The sequence below is a fragment of the Mycobacterium sp. NGS33 genome (assembly GCF_059812885.1).
On sequence record NZ_JCALDN010000002.1, the window covers coordinates 1 to 15,241 of the forward strand.

At 68.6% G+C, this 15,241-nt stretch carries 17 protein-coding genes and 1 pseudogene; 10 read left to right on the forward strand and 8 right to left on the reverse strand.

Annotation, left to right across the window (positions count from 1 at the left end; genetic code table 11):
- Positions 1–50: 50 nt before the first annotated feature.
- Together AC5Y5B_RS04080 and AC5Y5B_RS04085 are read right to left on the reverse strand one after the other, a co-directional pair.
- Positions 51–506, reverse strand: coding sequence for an SRPBCC family protein (locus AC5Y5B_RS04080; RefSeq protein WP_112634946.1), 456 nt, complete (start codon positions 504–506; stop codon positions 51–53).
- 20 nt (positions 507–526) lie between these two features.
- Positions 527–796 (reverse strand): DUF2530 domain-containing protein, encoded by a 270-nt coding sequence (locus AC5Y5B_RS04085; protein WP_112634957.1) that lies wholly within the window; start codon positions 794–796, stop codon positions 527–529.
- A gap of 204 nt (positions 797–1,000) precedes the next feature.
- On the opposite strand from AC5Y5B_RS04085, the gene AC5Y5B_RS04090 reads away from it, so the two are divergent.
- Genes AC5Y5B_RS04090 through AC5Y5B_RS04100 form a run of 3 tightly spaced genes read left to right on the forward strand, consistent with a single transcriptional unit; the run spans position 1,001 to position 2,568 of the window.
- Positions 1,001–1,432 carry an Rv0880 family HTH-type transcriptional regulator gene (locus AC5Y5B_RS04090; protein WP_064954373.1) on the forward strand — a complete coding sequence of 144 codons (432 nt, stop codon included), beginning with the start codon at positions 1,001–1,003 and terminating at the stop codon, positions 1,430–1,432.
- A 22-nt stretch (positions 1,433–1,454) separates the two neighbouring features.
- Positions 1,455–2,288, forward strand: coding sequence for a TrmH family RNA methyltransferase (locus AC5Y5B_RS04095; protein WP_112634947.1), 834 nt, complete (start codon positions 1,455–1,457; stop codon positions 2,286–2,288).
- A gap of 10 nt (positions 2,289–2,298) precedes the next feature.
- Positions 2,299–2,568 carry a DUF2537 domain-containing protein gene (locus tag AC5Y5B_RS04100; RefSeq protein WP_112634948.1) on the forward strand — a complete coding sequence of 90 codons (270 nt, stop codon included), beginning with the start codon at positions 2,299–2,301 and terminating at the stop codon, positions 2,566–2,568.
- On the opposite strand, the gene sepH is transcribed toward AC5Y5B_RS04100, so the two are convergent.
- Both sepH and serC read right to left on the reverse strand, forming a co-directional pair.
- The gene (sepH, locus tag AC5Y5B_RS04105; protein ID WP_500003894.1) at positions 2,565–3,338 is read right to left on the reverse strand and encodes a septation protein SepH; all 774 of its coding nucleotides are present in this window, start codon (positions 3,336–3,338) and stop codon (positions 2,565–2,567) included. The two genes, AC5Y5B_RS04100 and sepH, sit on opposite strands and share 4 nt — an antisense overlap.
- A 212-nt stretch (positions 3,339–3,550) precedes the next feature.
- Positions 3,551–4,669 (reverse strand): phosphoserine transaminase, encoded by a 1,119-nt coding sequence (serC, locus tag AC5Y5B_RS04110; RefSeq protein WP_112634958.1) that lies wholly within the window; start codon positions 4,667–4,669, stop codon positions 3,551–3,553.
- A 245-nt stretch (positions 4,670–4,914) separates the two neighbouring features.
- Here serC and AC5Y5B_RS04115 point away from each other — a divergent pair, with 245 nt between their 5' ends.
- Both AC5Y5B_RS04115 and AC5Y5B_RS04120 read left to right on the forward strand, forming a co-directional pair.
- The gene (locus tag AC5Y5B_RS04115) at positions 4,915–5,940 is read left to right on the forward strand and encodes an AurF N-oxygenase family protein (RefSeq protein WP_112634950.1); all 1,026 of its coding nucleotides are present in this window, start codon (positions 4,915–4,917) and stop codon (positions 5,938–5,940) included.
- A 17-nt stretch (positions 5,941–5,957) separates the two neighbouring features.
- Positions 5,958–7,646: a 4Fe-4S binding protein gene (locus AC5Y5B_RS04120; RefSeq protein ID WP_500003897.1), complete on the forward strand. Its 1,689-nt coding sequence runs from the start codon at positions 5,958–5,960 to the stop codon at positions 7,644–7,646.
- An 81-nt stretch (positions 7,647–7,727) separates the two neighbouring features.
- Here the strand turns inward: AC5Y5B_RS04120 and AC5Y5B_RS04125 are convergent, their stop codons facing one another.
- The gene (locus tag AC5Y5B_RS04125) at positions 7,728–8,186 is read right to left on the reverse strand and encodes a VOC family protein (RefSeq protein WP_112634952.1); all 459 of its coding nucleotides are present in this window, start codon (positions 8,184–8,186) and stop codon (positions 7,728–7,730) included.
- 131 nt (positions 8,187–8,317) lie between these two features.
- Complete coding sequence (locus AC5Y5B_RS04130) at positions 8,318–9,439, reverse strand: citrate synthase 2 (protein ID WP_112634953.1); 1,122 nt, start codon at positions 9,437–9,439, stop codon at positions 8,318–8,320.
- 117 nt (positions 9,440–9,556) lie between these two features.
- On the opposite strand from AC5Y5B_RS04130, the gene pdxH reads away from it, so the two are divergent.
- The 3 genes from pdxH (at position 9,557) to AC5Y5B_RS04145 (ending at position 12,266) form a co-directional block, all read left to right on the forward strand.
- The gene (gene pdxH / locus AC5Y5B_RS04135) at positions 9,557–10,186 is read left to right on the forward strand and encodes a pyridoxamine 5'-phosphate oxidase (RefSeq protein WP_500004727.1); all 630 of its coding nucleotides are present in this window, start codon (positions 9,557–9,559) and stop codon (positions 10,184–10,186) included.
- A gap of 158 nt (positions 10,187–10,344) precedes the next feature.
- Positions 10,345–11,640 carry a citrate synthase gene (locus AC5Y5B_RS04140; protein WP_112634955.1) on the forward strand — a complete coding sequence of 432 codons (1,296 nt, stop codon included), beginning with the start codon at positions 10,345–10,347 and terminating at the stop codon, positions 11,638–11,640.
- 254 nt (positions 11,641–11,894) lie between these two features.
- Positions 11,895–12,266, forward strand: a complete 372-nt coding sequence (locus AC5Y5B_RS04145) for a DoxX family protein (RefSeq protein WP_112634956.1) — start codon at positions 11,895–11,897, stop codon at positions 12,264–12,266.
- Here the strand turns inward: AC5Y5B_RS04145 and AC5Y5B_RS04150 are convergent, their stop codons facing one another.
- Both AC5Y5B_RS04150 and AC5Y5B_RS04155 read right to left on the reverse strand, forming a co-directional pair.
- Entirely contained in the window at positions 12,267–13,859 is a 1,593-nt protein-coding gene (locus tag AC5Y5B_RS04150) for a phytoene desaturase family protein (RefSeq protein WP_289176564.1), read from the reverse strand.
- On the reverse strand, positions 13,856–14,119 hold the full coding sequence (locus AC5Y5B_RS04155; protein WP_112632786.1) for a DUF2630 family protein: 264 nt from the start codon (positions 14,117–14,119) through the stop codon (positions 13,856–13,858). The genes AC5Y5B_RS04150 and AC5Y5B_RS04155 overlap by 4 nt, the downstream gene beginning before the upstream one ends.
- 98 nt (positions 14,120–14,217) lie before the next feature.
- Here AC5Y5B_RS04155 and arfA point away from each other — a divergent pair, with 98 nt between their 5' ends.
- Together arfA and arfB are read left to right on the forward strand one after the other, a co-directional pair.
- Positions 14,218–15,120, forward strand: coding sequence for a channel-forming protein ArfA/OmpATb (gene arfA / locus AC5Y5B_RS04160; RefSeq protein WP_500003900.1), 903 nt, complete (start codon positions 14,218–14,220; stop codon positions 15,118–15,120).
- 12 nt (positions 15,121–15,132) lie between these two features.
- Positions 15,133–15,222: pseudogene (gene arfB, locus AC5Y5B_RS04165) on the forward strand (channel accessory protein ArfB); the annotation flags it as partial.
- Positions 15,223–15,241 lie beyond the last annotated feature (19 nt).

Genomic DNA, 15,241 nt, shown 5'->3' on the forward strand with positions numbered 1-15,241 from the left:
GTGACCGAGGCGCCCGAGCCCGAGCAGCAGCCGCAGACCGAGACGCCGGACTAGCCGGTTTCGGCGGCGGCCTTGATGCGCGCCAGCGAGGCGTTCATGCCCTCGACCAATTCGCGCTCGAAATTGGTGGTCCCGCCGAACAGCGCGTTCACCGACAGGTTCGAAAACGCGGTGACGCCGTTTTCGGCGTGACGGCTCTCGGTCAGCCGGGTGCCCTCGCCGCTGGGCTCGAGCTCGTAGCACCAGATGGTGTTGTTGGTGTCGACGCGGAAGGCCAGCTTGCGGTCGGGGACGATCTCGACCACCGTGCAGGTGGTCGGCCAGAACATGCGCTTGCGGCGGTTGAGGTTGAGCGTCCGGGTGCCCTGACGCACCGGGCCGAAGGGCTTCATCCAACGACACTGCGGACTCCACTGCGGCATTCGGCGCAGATCGGAGATCAATCCCCACACGGTGGCCACCGGTGCGTCGATGTCAATGTGCGCTTGCAACAGCGGGGCTACCATCGCTCCTCCAGGGTGGCGAATCAGTTGTGGTCGAGATAGTTTTCGAGTCCGGCCTGCGCGCCGCGGGCACCGCGACGGGCGGCGGCGAGCTGCAGCAGGAAGATGCTCGTGCCGAGCACCCCCACGCCCAGGCCGGCCAGGGCCACCGGACGCCAGCCCTGCAGGGCGGGCACCAGGAAGGCGACGGCCACCGCGGTGAGCCAGCCCAACGCGCCGAGCGCGATGAACGGCCACACGTGCAGCAGCGCGGCCGGCAACGGCGGTGCGGTGCGGTTGGGTTCGGCAGCCATCGGGATCAACATAGCCCGCCGTCGACGGCGGGCGACGGCGCACCCACTCGCCGAGACGGATGATCTTCGCACCGACGAGCAAAGCGGGATACGCGGGCGGATAAGCGTTTCGATGAAAAGCCCCGCAGCTTAGCGAAGACGCTCAGCAGCCGTCGTTCACCGGTTCGTGTCCCGGTTTCTCGGGCTTCCGTGTAACCTCGCGCCATGCCTGACAGCGATGCGCGGCTGGCCAGCGACCTGTCACTGGCAGTGATGCGGCTGGCCCGCCAACTGCGGTTTCGCAACCCGTCGTCGCCGGTGTCGCTGTCCCAGCTGTCGGCGCTGGCCATGCTGACCAACGAAGGCCCGATGACCCCCGGTGCCCTGGCAATCCGCGAACGGGTCCGCCCGCCCTCGATGACCCGGGTGATTGCCTCGCTGGCCGAGATGGGGCTGGTGGACCGCGCGCCGCACCCGGTCGACGGCCGGCAGGTGCTCGTCTCGGTTTCGGAGTCAGGCGCCGAGTTGGTCAAAGCCAACCGCCGCGCCCGCCAGGAGTGGCTGGCCAAGCGGCTGGCGACGCTGGACAGCGAACAACGAGACACCCTGCGCAACGCGGCCGATCTGATGTTGGCCCTCGTCGACGAAGGCCCGTGAGTCACGGGACCGCAGCCGGCGAATGTTCATCGACGTTGACGATCCCGACGATCCGAGGCTCGACGATTTCCGCGACCTGAACAGCGTCGATCGTCGTCCCGATCTGCCGTCGGGCAAGGGGCTGGTAATCGCCGAGGGCGTGCTGGTGGTGCAGCGCATGCTCGCGTCACGGTTTCACCCGCACGCCCTGCTGGGCACCGACCGGCGGTTCGCCGAGCTCGAAGACGACCTGGCCGGCACGGTCGTGCCGTGCTACCGAACGTCCGCCGACGTCATGGCCCGGGTGGTCGGCTTTCACCTCAACCGCGGCGTGCTCGCGGCCGCCCGGCGGGTGCCCGAACCCGGCGTCGCCGAGGTGATCTCGAGCGCCCGCACCGTCGCGGTGCTCGAAGGGGTCAACGATCACGAGAACCTGGGCTCGATCTTCCGCAACGCGGCCGGGCTGGGCGTCGACGCGGTGGTGTTCGGCAGCGGCTGTGCCGACCCGCTGTACCGTCGTGCGGTCCGGGTGTCCATGGGTCACGCGCTGCTGGTGCCCTATGCGCGCGCGAACTGTTGGCCGGCCGAGCTTACGACGTTGCGGGAGAACGGGTTTCGGCTTCTGGCCATGACTCCGCAGGGTGGCGCGTGCGCCTTGCCGGAGGCGATGACGGCCGCGCGTGACGAACGCGTCGCGGTGTTGGTCGGCGCTGAGGGGCCGGGCCTGACGCCGGCCACCTTGCGGTTGAGTGATGTGCGGGTGCGCATCCCGATGTCGCGCGGCACCGATTCGCTCAACGTCGCGACGGCCGCGGCGTTGGCCTTCTACGAGCGGGCCCGCTCGGCGACGAGAGGCGGCGATGGACAGTCAGACTAGGCTCCGGCTGATGAGAGACGAGTCCGTGCCCTGGGCAACGGGTTTGACGGTCAGCGCGTTCGTCGCGGCGGTCATCGCCGCGGCGATCGTGGTGCTCAGTCTGGGGCTGCTTCGCGTGCACGCGCTGCTGGCCGTGGGGCTCAACGTCGTGGCGGCCGGGGGACTGGCGCCGACCCTGTGGGGGTGGCGGCGGACGCCCGTCCTGCGCTGGTTCGTGCTCGGCGCCGCGGTGGGCGTGGCGGGGGCGTGGGTCGCGCTGCTGGCCCTGGCGGCCGCTTAGCGCTGCCCGCCCGAGCGCACGCCGAGCAGCACGTCCTCCCACGCCGGGATGACGGGCTTGCCCCGGCGGGTGTGCACTGGCTTCTCGTCCGGTTCCGCGGCGGGCGCCTCGTCGGCCACCGGCGGCTTGGCGGGCTCTTCGAAGTCGACGTGGGCGACCCGGGCCACCGGCCGCAACGGGCGTTCGAAGTTAGGGTCGATCAGCGCGCTGGCCGCGTCGTCGATGGCGGTCACCGTTCCGCCGTGCGCACCGGGCGAGAAACAGAAGTGGGCGAGGTTGTCGGAACGGCCGACCTTCCAGGCCAGCTGCACCGTCCAGCGGTTGTCTTCGTTGCGCCACGCGTCCCAGCTGAGTTTGTCGTGGCTCAGCCCGCGGGTCACCAGTGCGGCGCTGACCGTCTCCAGCAGGGTCAGCACCGCGGGACCGTCGGGCAGCATCGGGTGGGCGGCGGTTGCCAGCTCGGCGGCCCGGAACCGCTCCAGCAAAACCGGGTGAGCAAAGCGGCGGATCCGCGACACCTCCGAGCCTGACGCCGCGGCGACCTGTTCGACGGAGGCACCCGCCCGGATCTTGGCCTGAATTTCTTTGGGACTCAGCATGTTGGTGACTTCAATCTCGAGCTGCGGTTGCTCAGAGGACAGGGCCGCGTCGCGCAGCAGGGCTCGCAGGCGGTCGTCGGCCGCCAGCTTGAACTGCTCCGCGGGATCGTCACCCTCGCAGATGACATGTTTGCTGTCGGCATCCAGGCCAACCACTTTGAGTTCCCGCATGGTTATCTCCTCGCAGGCTCCGTGCAGGTCAGCGACGGACCCGTCACGTGCGCACTTTAGTCCAGCAACCGCCCATCACCTGTGCTGACACGCTGTGCGGTGGCGCGCTGATTGCCGGTTCGACGGTGCTCAATTGTCCGGCTCGCCCCCTCGCCGCGGCGCGGCTGGGGTGCCCCCGCAGCTGCGCGTGCCGCGGCAGCATCGTCGCCGGACTAAAGCCGCTCGACGACCCAGTCGATGCACTGGGTGAGGGCGCTGACGTCGTCGGGGTCCACCGCCGGGAACATGCCCACCCGCAGCTGGTTGCGGCCGAGTTTGCGGTACGGCTCGGTGTCGACGACGCCGTTGGCCCGGAGGACCTTCGCCACGGCCGCGGCATCGACCTCGTCGGCGAAATCGATGGTGCCCACCACCTGCGAGCGCAGCGTCGGGTCGCTGACGAAGGGGGTGGTGTAGGGCCGCTCCTCGGCCCAGGAGTAGAGCCGGCCCGAGGAGTCCGCGGTGCGCTTGACGGCCCAGTCCAGCCCGCCGTTACTCAGCAACCAGTCGACCTGCTCGGCCATCAGCGCCAGGGTGCCGACCGCCGGGGTGTTGTAGGTCTGGTCCTTCACGCTGTTCTCCACCGCGATGGGCAGCGACAGGAAATCGGGGACCCAGCGGCCGGAGGCGGCCACGGACTCGACGCGGGCCAGCGCCGCGGGGCTCATGACGGCCAGCCACAGGCCGCCGTCGCTGGCGAAATTCTTCTGCGGCGAGAAGTAATAGGCGTCGGTCTCGGCGATATCGACCGGCAGCCCCCCGGCGCCCGAGGTCGCGTCGATGACGATCAGCGCGTCGCCCGAATCGGCGGGCCGTCGAATGGGCACCGCGACGCCGGTCGACGTTTCGTTGTGCGCCCAGGCGATCACGTCCACCGACGGGTCGCTCTGCGGCTCGGGGGCGCTGCCCGCGTCCGCCTTGATGACGACGGGATCGCCGACGAAGGGGTTCTTGGCGACCGCCGAGGCGAACTTGGAGCTGAATTCACCGAAGGACAGGTGCAGCGAGCGCTTGTCGATCAAGCCGAAGGCCGCGGCATCCCAGAACGCCGTCGCCCCGCCGTTGCCCAAGATGACCTCATAACCGTCGGGCAGCGAAAACAGATCCGCGAGCCCGGAGCGCAGCCGGCCCACCAGGTTCTTGACCGGCGCCTGCCGGTGCGAGGTGCCGAACAACGGGGCGGCGGTCGTGGTCAGCGCCTGCAGTTGTTCGGGCCGGACCTTCGACGGGCCACACCCGAAGCGGCCGTCACGGGGTTTGATGTCAGCGGGGATCTCGAGCTGGTCAGCCATGCTCATCAGGGTAGTGAGCCGAGCTGACCGGTCGGTGCGGAGGCCGCCGGCTAACCCCCGCCGCCAGGGCAAAAGCCCTGGTCGGCCGGGCCCGGGCGTTTGATCGCCTGTGATCTGGGGCATAAAAATCTCATGACCACCGGTCAGGTCACAGTGCCCGGACGGGGTCTAGGAATTATCCGGTACCTGCGGTACTGTCTGGACACAGCACGTCCAAATGTAAACCTCGTTGGGGAGGCCTGGATATGGCTAGGACGCGATTAGTCCGGCGTTGGCAAAACAACATGGAAGTGCGCGACGACGCCGAATACGTCAACATGCTTGCCACACTGTCCGAGGGGTCGGTGCGGCGCAACTTCAATCCTTACACCGATATCGATTGGGATTCACCGGAATTCGCGGTCACGGAGAACGATCCGCGATGGATCTTGCCGGACACCGACCCGCTGGGTCGCCATCCCTGGTACCTGGCGCAGTCCGACGAGCGCAAGATCAAGATCGGGATGTGGCGCCAGGCGAACGTGGCCAAGGTGGGTCTGCACTTCGAATCCATCTTGATCCGCGGCCTGATGAACTACACGTTCTGGGTGCCCAACGGGTCGCCGGAGTACCGGTACTGCCTGCACGAATCGGTCGAAGAGTGCAACCACACCATGATGTTCCAGGAGATGGTCAACCGCATCGGCGCCGACGTGCCGGGCATGCCACGGGTCCTGAAGTGGCTCTCGCCGCTGGTGCCGCTGGTGGCCGGCCCGCTGCCGGTGGCGTTCTTCATCGGTGTGCTTGCCGGTGAGGAGCCGATCGACCACACGCAGAAAAACGTTCTGCGCGAAGGCAAGTCGCTGCACCCCATCATGGAGCGGGTGATGGCGATCCACGTGGCCGAGGAGGCCCGCCACATCTCGTTCGCCCACGAGTTCCTGCGCAAGCGGGTGCCCGAATTGACCAAGAGGCAGCGATTCTGGACCGCGCTGTACCTGCCGCTCACCATGAAGGTGCTCTGCCGCGCAATTGTGGTGCCGCCCAAGGCGTTCTGGCGCGAGTTCGACATCCCGCGGGACGTCAAGAAGGAACTGTTCTTCCGCTCGCCGGAATCGCGTAAGTGGCTCAGCGACATGTTCGGTGACGTGCGGATGCTGGCCTACGACACCGGCCTGATGGAGACGCGCTCGGCGCGGTTGATGTGGCGGTTGTGCAAGATCAACGGCAAGCCGTCGCGCTATCGCAGCGAGCCGCAGCGCCAGCACCTGACCGCGGTCCCGGCTGCGTAGTCACTGCGAGTTCGTTTATGCCGCACGTTATTACCCAGTCGTGCTGTAACGACGGGTCCTGTGTTTTCGCATGCCCGGTGAATTGCATTCACCCGACACCGGACGAGCCCGGCTTCGCCACCTCGGAGATGCTTTACATCGATCCGGTGGCGTGCGTGGACTGCGGTGCCTGTGTGAGCGCGTGCCCCGTCGGTGCGATCGCGCCCGACACCCGGTTGGACTCCAAGCAGCTGCCGTTCATCGAGATCAACGCGTCCTTCTACCCGGACCGGCCAAAGGACGAGAAGCTGCCGCCGACGTCGAAGCTGGCGCCGGTGATACCGGCCGCCGAGGTGCGCCCCCGCCGCAGGCCCCTGACGGTGGCCATCGTCGGATCGGGCCCCGCGGCGATGTACGCCGCCGACGAACTGCTGACCCAGCAGGGCGTGTGCGTCAACGTCTTCGAAAAGCTGCCCACCCCATACGGTTTGGTGCGGGCCGGGGTGGCGCCCGATCACCAGAACACCAAGAGGGTCACCCGGCTGTTCGACAGGGTCGCCGGTGACCGCCGGTTCCGGTTCTACCTCAACGTCGAGGTCGGCACGCGGCTGAGCCACGCGGACCTACTGGCGCACCACCACGCCGTGCTGTATGCGGTCGGCGCGCCCGATGATCGCAGGCTGGACATCGAGGGCATGGGCCTGCCGGGGACCGGGACGGCAACCGAACTGGTCGCGTGGATCAACGGGCACCCCGACTTCGCCGATCTGCCAGTCGATCTCAGCCACGAGCGGGCGGTGATCGTCGGCAACGGCAACGTCGCCCTCGACGTCGCCCGGTTGCTCACGTCGGATCCCGACGAGCTGGCCCGCACCGACATCGCCGATCACGCGTTGGCGGCGTTCCGCGCCTCGGCGGTGCGCGAGGTGGTGATCGCGGCCCGGCGCGGCCCGGCGCAGTCGGCCTTCACGCTGCCCGAGCTCATCGGGCTCACCGGCGGATCCGAGGTGGTGCTCAGCGCGGCCGACCACGAGCTGGTGGAGGCCGACCTCGCGACCGCGCCGGATGCCCTGACCAAGCGCAAGCTGGAAATCTTGAGCACGCTCGGCGACGATTCGGCGCCGCCGTCGCGCCCGAGGATCAGGCTGGCGTATCGGCTCACCCCGACCCGGGTGCTGGGGGACCAGCGCGTCACCGGTATGGAGTTCTCGGTCACCGGCACCGACGAGACCCGAACGATGGAAACCGGTCTGGTGCTGACGTCGATTGGCTACCGCGGCAAGCCGATTCGCGACCTGCCCTATGACGAGGCGGCGGCTGTGGTGCCCAACGACGCGGGTCGCGTCGTCGACCCGGTTTCGGGTGACCCGGTGCCCGGCGCCTACGTCGCCGGCTGGATCAAGCGGGGGCCCAGCGGATTCATCGGCACCAACAAGTCGTGCTCGTTCGAGACCGTCCAGTCCCTGGTCGCCGATTTCAACGCCGGCAAGCTGACCGATCCGATCGCCAAGCCCGACGCGCTGGCCGAGCTGGTGCACGCCCGCCAGCCCGACGCGATCGACGCGGCGGGATGGCGCGCCATCGACGCCGCCGAAATCGCGCGCGGCAGCGAGGAAGGCCGGCCCCGCAACAAGTTCACCGACGTCTCCGCGATGCTCGCGACCGCGGCGGTCGCGGAGCCGGCGCCGCCACCGCGACGCCGGCTGCTGGACCGGCTGCTCGGTTAGTCCCGACGGAGGCGACCCGTTCCCGCAAGCGGGAGGTGCCCCCGTCGCCCGGCTACGCCGCGCTTGCGCTCGCGATCGCCACTAACCGGCCCCCTGCCCGGACATCGCCGCCGAGATCTCTTCCATGCTGACCTCGCGGACCGGCTGTCCCAGCGACCAGTGGTGGCCGAACGGGTCGGCGACCATGCCATAGCGGTCGCCCCAGAACTGGTCGTCGAGCGGGGTCACCACGGTGGCACCGGCGTCCAGCGCCCGCTGGAAGCTGGCGTCGACGTCGGTGACCGTCAGGTGGATCGTCACCGGGGTGCCGCCCAGCGACGTCGGCGTCATCGACTTGCCGCCGCACACTTCGGGGAAGTCATCGTTGAGCATCACCGTGAAGCCGTTGATGCGCACCGCGGCGTGCACCAGTTTGCCGTCGGGACGCGGCACGCGCCCGATCTCCTGGGCGCCAAAAGCCTTGACGTAGAAGTCGATTGCCGCGGCGGCGTCGTCGACCACCAGGTGCGGGGACAGTGCGGGTTCGACGTTGATCGCCATGCTGATTCTCCTTGCTGTCGGTTTCCTGTCCCGCCCATGACGGGCAGGTTCACGATGTATGACTGCGTCGGCGACGAAAACTCATCGCGACGGCAACCATTAGATCGCCGGGTACCGACAACCCGGGGACGTCAGGCGTTGGTGAGACTGCGGTCCCAGCCCTCGACGGACTCCGGGCTGCGCGGGCCCGGGCCGACGTAGATGGCCGACGGCCGGACCAGCTTGCCGAGCCGCTTCTGCTCGAGGATGTGCGCGCACCAGCCGGCGGTCCGCCCGCAGGTGAACATCGCCGGCATCATGCTGGCCGGTACCCGGGCGAAGTCCAGCATCACCGCGGCCCAGAACTCGACGTTGGTCTCGATGGCCCGGTCCGGGCGGCGTTCGCGCAGCTCGGCCAGGGCCGCCTGCTCCAGCGCGACGGCGACCTCGTGGCGCGGCGCGCCCAGCCGCTCGGCGGTAGCGCGCAGCACCCGCGCCCGGGGGTCCTCCGCGCGGTAGACCCGGTGCCCGAAGCCCATCAGCTTGTCGCCGCTGTCCAGGATCTTCTTCACCAGGCCACGCGCGTCGCCGGTGCGCTCGACCTCCTCGATCATCGGCAGCACCCGCGCCGGCGCCCCGCCGTGCAGCGGGCCGCTCATCGCCCCGATCGCCCCGGACAGCGCCGCCGCCACGTCGGCGCCGGTCGAGGCGATCACCCGGGCGGTGAACGTCGAGGCGTTCATGCCGTGCTCGGCGGCCGAGACCCAGTAGGCGTCAATCGCTTCGACGTGCCGCGGGTCCGGCTCGCCCTGCCATCGCGTCATGAACCGGGCGGTGACCGTGTCGCATTCGTCGATGATCCGTTGGGGGACGGCGGGCTGGTAGATGCCGCGCGCGGACTGCGCGACGTAGGACAGTGCCATCACCGAGGCCCGGGCCAGCTGGTCGCGGGCGGTGTCGTCGTCGGTGTCCAGCAGTGGCTTGTAGCCCCAGATCGGGGCCAGCATCGCCAGGCCCGCCTGCACGTCGACGCGCACGTCGCCGGTGTGAATGGGCAGCGGGAAGGGCTCGGCGGGCGGCAGGCCGCGGCCGAACTTGCCGTCGACCAGCAGCGCCCACACGTCGCCGAACGTGACCTGCTGCGTCACCAGGTCTTCGATGTCGACGCCGCGATAGCGCAGCGCACCGCCGTCTTTATCCGGCTCGGCGATTTCGGTGGTGAAGGCGACCACGCCTTCCAAGCCGGGGACAAAGTCTTCGGGGACCACAGTCATGCCGAAAATTCTCGCACCCCCTGATCGGGCCGACGCTACCGGCCGGTAGCAAGCGCCGGTAGCGTGGACGCGATGGCAGGACCAGACCCCGCGCCAGGAAAAGAGCACCTGCAACTAATGCGTGTGGAATACGGATCAGCGGAAAAAGACGGCAGCCCGGATCTCGACGTGGATTGGCTGCGCGACGGCTGGGTTTCGTTGTTGCGCAAATGGATCGACGACGCCGAGCGGGCGGGTGTGGCCGAACCCAACGCGTTGGTGCTGGCCACCGTGACCGTCGACGGCAGGCCGGCCAGCCGGTCGGTGCTGTGCAAGGGTGTCGACGAGACCGGGATCACTTTTTTCACCAACTATGACTCTGCCAAGGGCGACGATCTGGCCGCGACGCCGTACGCCTCGGCGACGTTTCCCTGGTACCAGCTCGGCCGTCAGGTCCACGTCCGCGGCCCGGTGCGCAAGGTCGCCGCGGAGCTCACCGAGGAGTACTGGTCCAAGCGGCCGCGCGGGTCACAACTGGGGGCGTGGGCGTCGCAGCAATCCCGACCGATCGCCTCGCGGGCGGCGCTGCTCGAGCAACTGGAGGAGGTGACCGCCCGCTTCGCCGATCGCGAGCGGGTCCCGGTCCCGCCCGGCTGGGGTGGCTACCTGATCGCCCCCGAGGTGGTGGAGTTCTGGCAGGGCCGGGAAAACCGATTGCACAACCGCATCCGCATGACCGGGGGCCGGGTGGAACGCCTGCAGCCCTAACCCGCTGATGATGCACGTTGCGCCGCGGCGTGGCGGGGTCGATCGCTGGCGTGACCAGCGGACTCGACCCCGGGCAGGCGCCCCATCGTCATAACGACTACCTTTTGCAGTAAGCACCTAGTCAGCAGCCATATCAGCCAGAGCGCAAAGGGGTTCTCGTGGCAGACACCGACGACACCGCCACTTTGAAGTACCCGGGCGGTGAGACCGACCTGGAGATCGTCAAGGCCACCGACGGCGCTGACGGCATCGCGCTGGGCTCGCTGTTGTCCAAGACCGGCTACACCACGTTCGACAACGGCTTCGTCAACACCGCTTCGTGCAAGAGCTCCATCACCTACATCGACGGCGAAGCGGGCATCCTGCGCTACCGCGGCATCCCGATCGAGCAGCTCGCCGAGAAGTCGACCTTCATCGAGGTGAGCTACCTCCTGATCTACGGCGAACTGCCGAGCAAGGAGCAATTGGCCGACTTCACCAAGCGGATCCAGCTGCACACCATGCTGCACGAGGACCTCAAGCGATTCTTCGACGGCTTCCCGCGCAACGCCCACCCGATGCCGGTGTTGTCCAGTGCCGTCAACGCCCTGTCGGCTTACTACCCCGACTCGCTCGACCCGATGGACACCGAAGACGTCGAGCTCTCGACGATCCGGTTGCTGGCCAAGCTGCCGACCATCGCGGCCTACGCCTACAAGAAGTCCGTCGGCCAGCCGTTCCTCTACCCGGACAACTCACTGTCACTGGTGGAGAACTTCCTGCGCATGACGTTCGGGCTGCCCGCGGAACCCTACGAGGCGGACCCCGAAATCGTTCGGGCGCTGGACATGCTGCTCATCCTGCACGCCGACCACGAACAGAACTGTTCGACGTCGACGGTCCGGTTGGTGGGGTCCTCGCAGGCCAACCTGTTCACCTCGATCTCCGGTGGGATCAACGCGCTGTGGGGACCGCTGCACGGCGGCGCCAACCAGGCGGTGCTCGAGATGCTCGAGAAGATCCGCCAAAGCGACGACGACGTCAGCGAATTCGTGCGCAAGGTCAAGAATCGCGAAGAAGGCGTGAAGCTGATGGGCTTCGGTCACCGCGTCTACAAGAACTACGACCCGCGCGCCCGCATCGTCAAGGAGCAGGCCGACAAGATCCTGGCCAAGCTCGGCGGCGACGACGACCTGCTGGACATCGCCAAGCAGCTCGAAGAGGCCGCGCTCACCGACGACTACTTCATCGAGCGCAAGCTCTACCCCAACGTCGACTTCTACACCGGCCTGATCTACCGGGCGCTGGGCTTCCCGACCCGGATGTTCACCGTCCTGTTCGCGCTGGGGCGGCTGCCCGGGTGGATTGCGCACTGGCGCGAGATGCACGACGAGGGCGACAGCAAGATCGGCCGGCCGCGCCAGATCTACACCGGTTACACCGAGCGCGACTACGTCACCATCGACGCGCGGTAGCTGTGCCGAGCGCCGGCATCGGCGCACGGTTCAGTTCGCCTCCTTCAGCCAGCCGGCATACGCCGGGTAGCACCGCACACCGCGAGCCGAGGCGCACGCGGTGACGGGCGTGCGCATGGCTAGTGCTCCTTTCCGTTGACGGCGCGGGGTTCCCTGCGCCCGTGAGGCGACGGCCCCATGAACCAGACCACTGTTGTCACGCGCGGCAGCAGTCGTTCGTCTTATGGTCGTCCGCTCAACAAGAAAGGAAGACAATGAACGCCGCGCTATGGTCAGCACAGATCATCCTGGCCGCGATATTCGCCCTGTCCGGAACAGCCAAGCTCACATTCAGCCGCGAACGACTACTGGCGACGGGCCAGACCGGCATCGCCATGTTTCCGATGCCCGTCGTCCGCCTCACCGCCGCATCGGAAATACTCGCCGCGGCAGGACTTATCGCGCCCGGACTGACGGGTATTGCGGTGGTCTTGACGCCGCTGGCGGCCGCGGGCCTGTGCGCGGTCATGGTCGGCGCGGCGTGGGCGCACACACGGCTGCACGAACGCCGCGCTGTCGCGGTCAACATGGTGCTACTCGCATTGGCGGCCTTCGTGTTGCTCTGCCGGGCCGCGATGTTGCACTGATCAGTCGCGATCACGACGGGGATCGAGCGCCGCCAGCACCGCCATCGCGGCGTTGTGGCCGCCGATACCCGATACCGCTCCGCCGCGGCGAGTTCCGGAGCCGCACAGCATGATTCGTTCGTTGGCAGTCGAAACGCCCCATCGCCGTGCCGGCGTGTCCAGCGGGTCGTCCTCCTCGGCGAACGGCCAGGACAGGCCGCCGTGGAAGATGTTGCCGCCGCTCATGTGCAGCGTCCGCTCAAGGTCCAGCGTCGTCGTCGTCTCCAGGCACGCCCGGCCCTGCGCATCGGTCAGCAGCACATCCTGAATCGGTTCGGCCAGAACGGAATTCAGTGACGACAACACGTCGTCGGTCAGTCGATCGCGCAGCGCGTCGGGGTCGGCGCCGTCGAACAGCGAATGCGGGGTGTGCAGGCCGAACACCGTCATCGTCTGCGCCCCCGCGTCGCGCAGGTCCGCCGACAGGATGCTGGGGTCGGTCAGCGAGTGGCAATAGGCCTCGCACGGCAGGGGATTCGGCGGTTGGCCCGCGGCGGCCTGCGCATACGCGGCATCGAGCTGCGTCCAGGTCTCGTTGACGTGGAACGTCCCGGCGAATGCCTGCTCGGGTGTGACCGCGTGGTCGCGCAGCCGGGGCAGCCGCGCGAGCACCATGTTGACCTTGACCTGCGCGCCGCCCGGCGCGGGGGTGGGTTCCTCACCGAGTAGCTCGGCCAGGACGGTGGGTGTGACACCGGCCAGGACGAACCGGGCCGTGAGGCGGTGGTCTTCCCCGCCGGCGCGATAGCGCACCTCACCGGCCGGGTCGATGGCGTAAACCTCTGCGCCGGTGGATATGTCGGCGCCGTGCCGGACCGCCGCCGCGGCCAGGGCCGCCGTCACCGCGCCCATGCCGCCGATCGGGACGTCCCAGTCCCCGGTGCCCCCGCCGAGCACGTGATACAGGAAGCAGACATTCTGCGGCAGCGACGGGTCATCGAGGCGGGCGAACGTGCCGATCAGGGCGTCGGTTGCGATCACGCCGCGAACGACGTCGTTGCCCACGGCGCCGGCGATGGTGTGCCCGATCGGCTCCTCGATCACGGCCTGCCAGGCGGCCGCGGCGCGGCGATCGCCGCCCGCCACCACGCGCCGGCGGGCGCCCGCGCGGGTGGGCAGCGGCTCGAGCAGGGTCGGCCACAGGCGTTCGGTCACCAGCCCGCAGCGTCGGTAGAAGTCGGCGAAGCCCTGCGCGTCCGCGGCGGCCCCGATGGCGGCGAAGGTGTCGGCGGGCGACCCGATCAGCAATCCGGTGCGGCCGCCGGTCGCCGGGTCGGGCGTATAGGACGAAAAGGGCCGCCGCGCCAGCCGCACGGCGGCGCCCAGATCCCCGACGATGCGCGGCGGCAGCAGGCTGACCAGGTAGGAATAACGCGATACCCGAACGTCGACCCCGTCGAAAGCTCGGGCCGAGACGGCGGCACCACCGATGTGCTCCAGCCGTTCCAGCAGACGCACCCGCAGACCCGCGCGGGCCAGATACGCGGCCGCGACGAGACCGTTGTGGCCGCCGCCGACGACTACGGCGTCGACGTCGGTCGGCTGGTCGCTCAGCTCAGGTAGCCCTCGACCTCGTCGGGTGGCCGCACCTCCGCCTCGCGGGGGTCCCCGCCGCTCTCGCGCAGCGCCCGGCGCTGCCGCAGCAGGTCCCAGCACTGGTCGAGTTCGACCTCCACCCGCCGGAGGCGGTCATGTTCTTCGGACGTGTCGATGTCCCCGTGCTGCAGCTGGGCCCGCAGCGCCTTCTCCTCGGCGACCAGGTCGCGGATGACTGCGAGGGTGTCGTTGTCGGTCGGTTTACTGCCGTTGGCCATCGCTCCAGTGTGCCCGACCCGAAAGGGGCTGAATCGGTAGGCTGCATATCGCCTGGCGCCTCGGCCGGCGAGGGCGAGGGACACGAGGGAGGGCCGTCGTGAGCGTCAAACGGCTCGGCCTGCCCTGGCTGATCGCCCTGGTGGTCATCCCGCTTCTGCTAGCCACGATCGGCTACGCGCTTCCGACGCGATCCCCGTCCGGTCGCGGGGCGCCGGCGCCCTCGACCAGCGCTGGCGCGCCGACGATTTCGTTGGCCGCGTTCTCCATGGCGCGGGCCGGCAACAGCGTCACCCTCACCGGAGAGTTCCCGGACGAGTCCGCCAAAGCCGCGCTGCTGAAGGTGCTCACCGGCGCGCTGCCGGCCGGCGTCGGCATCGTCGACCAGATCCGCATCAACCCCGCCGTCGATGCCCTCGATTTCGCCAAGGCCAGGCCCGTCTTCGCCGACAGCGCGTCGATCGCCGATTTCACGCTCACGGTCGGCGCGGACACCGTCACGCTGGCCGGCACCGCGGCGTCGCCCGAGCAGAAGGACACCATCGACGCCGACGCCAAGCGCATCTGGTCTCACCTGAATGTCGTTGACAACCTTGCCATTAACTCACCGCCCGCGTCTGGGCCGCCCGGTGCCGCCCCCTCGTGCACCAATCTGCAGTCGGCCATCAACACCCTGACCGACGGCGCGCTGACCTTCGAGTCGAACCTCGGTAGTTTGACCGCGTCCGACGAGCAGGTCCTGACCCGTGTCGCCGACAAACTCCAGGCATGCCCGACCGCTCACGTGGCGATCAACGGCTATGCCGACGCCACAGGCAACACCAGCCTGAACGTCCCGTTGAGCGAAGAGCGCGCCCAAGCCGTCGCGGGGTTTCTGGAAGCCCACGGCGTGCCCGGCGATCGTTTGACCACCACTGGTTTCGGCTCGGCCAACCCGATCGCCCCCAACGGCACGGACGACGGTCGCGCACAGAACCGCCGGGTCGAAATCGTAGTGAGCTGAGGAGCATTCGGCATGGACTTCATCATCGAGTGGTTGTGGTATCTGCTCGCTTTCCTGGCGGGCTCGGCCGCCGCCTGGGTGATCGCCACGATCCTGCACCGTGCGCGCAAGGGGGCGCGGC

Excerpts from the sequence above, each read along its gene's own strand:
- pdxH (WP_500004727.1), top strand. The coding sequence starts at position 9,557 with ATGCGTGTGGAATACGGATCAGCGGAAAAAGACGGCAGCCCGGATCTC.
- AC5Y5B_RS04155 (WP_112632786.1), bottom strand. The coding sequence starts at position 14,119 with ATGGCCAACGGCAGTAAACCGACCGACAACGACACCCTCGCAGTCATC.
- AC5Y5B_RS04130 (WP_112634953.1), bottom strand. The coding sequence starts at position 9,439 with ATGACTGTGGTCCCCGAAGACTTTGTCCCCGGCTTGGAAGGCGTGGTC.
- AC5Y5B_RS04080 (WP_112634946.1), bottom strand. The coding sequence starts at position 506 with ATGGTAGCCCCGCTGTTGCAAGCGCACATTGACATCGACGCACCGGTG.
- AC5Y5B_RS04145 (WP_112634956.1), top strand. The coding sequence starts at position 11,895 with ATGAACGCCGCGCTATGGTCAGCACAGATCATCCTGGCCGCGATATTC.
- AC5Y5B_RS04095 (WP_112634947.1), top strand. The coding sequence starts at position 1,455 with ATGTTCATCGACGTTGACGATCCCGACGATCCGAGGCTCGACGATTTC.
- AC5Y5B_RS04120 (WP_500003897.1), top strand. The coding sequence starts at position 5,958 with ATGCCGCACGTTATTACCCAGTCGTGCTGTAACGACGGGTCCTGTGTT.
- serC (WP_112634958.1), bottom strand. The coding sequence starts at position 4,669 with ATGGCTGACCAGCTCGAGATCCCCGCTGACATCAAACCCCGTGACGGC.
- AC5Y5B_RS04115 (WP_112634950.1), top strand. The coding sequence starts at position 4,915 with ATGGCTAGGACGCGATTAGTCCGGCGTTGGCAAAACAACATGGAAGTG.
- AC5Y5B_RS04090 (WP_064954373.1), top strand. The coding sequence starts at position 1,001 with ATGCCTGACAGCGATGCGCGGCTGGCCAGCGACCTGTCACTGGCAGTG.
- AC5Y5B_RS04100 (WP_112634948.1), top strand. The coding sequence starts at position 2,299 with ATGAGAGACGAGTCCGTGCCCTGGGCAACGGGTTTGACGGTCAGCGCG.
- sepH (WP_500003894.1), bottom strand. The coding sequence starts at position 3,338 with ATGCGGGAACTCAAAGTGGTTGGCCTGGATGCCGACAGCAAACATGTC.
- AC5Y5B_RS04085 (WP_112634957.1), bottom strand. The coding sequence starts at position 796 with ATGGCTGCCGAACCCAACCGCACCGCACCGCCGTTGCCGGCCGCGCTG.
- AC5Y5B_RS04125 (WP_112634952.1), bottom strand. The coding sequence starts at position 8,186 with ATGGCGATCAACGTCGAACCCGCACTGTCCCCGCACCTGGTGGTCGAC.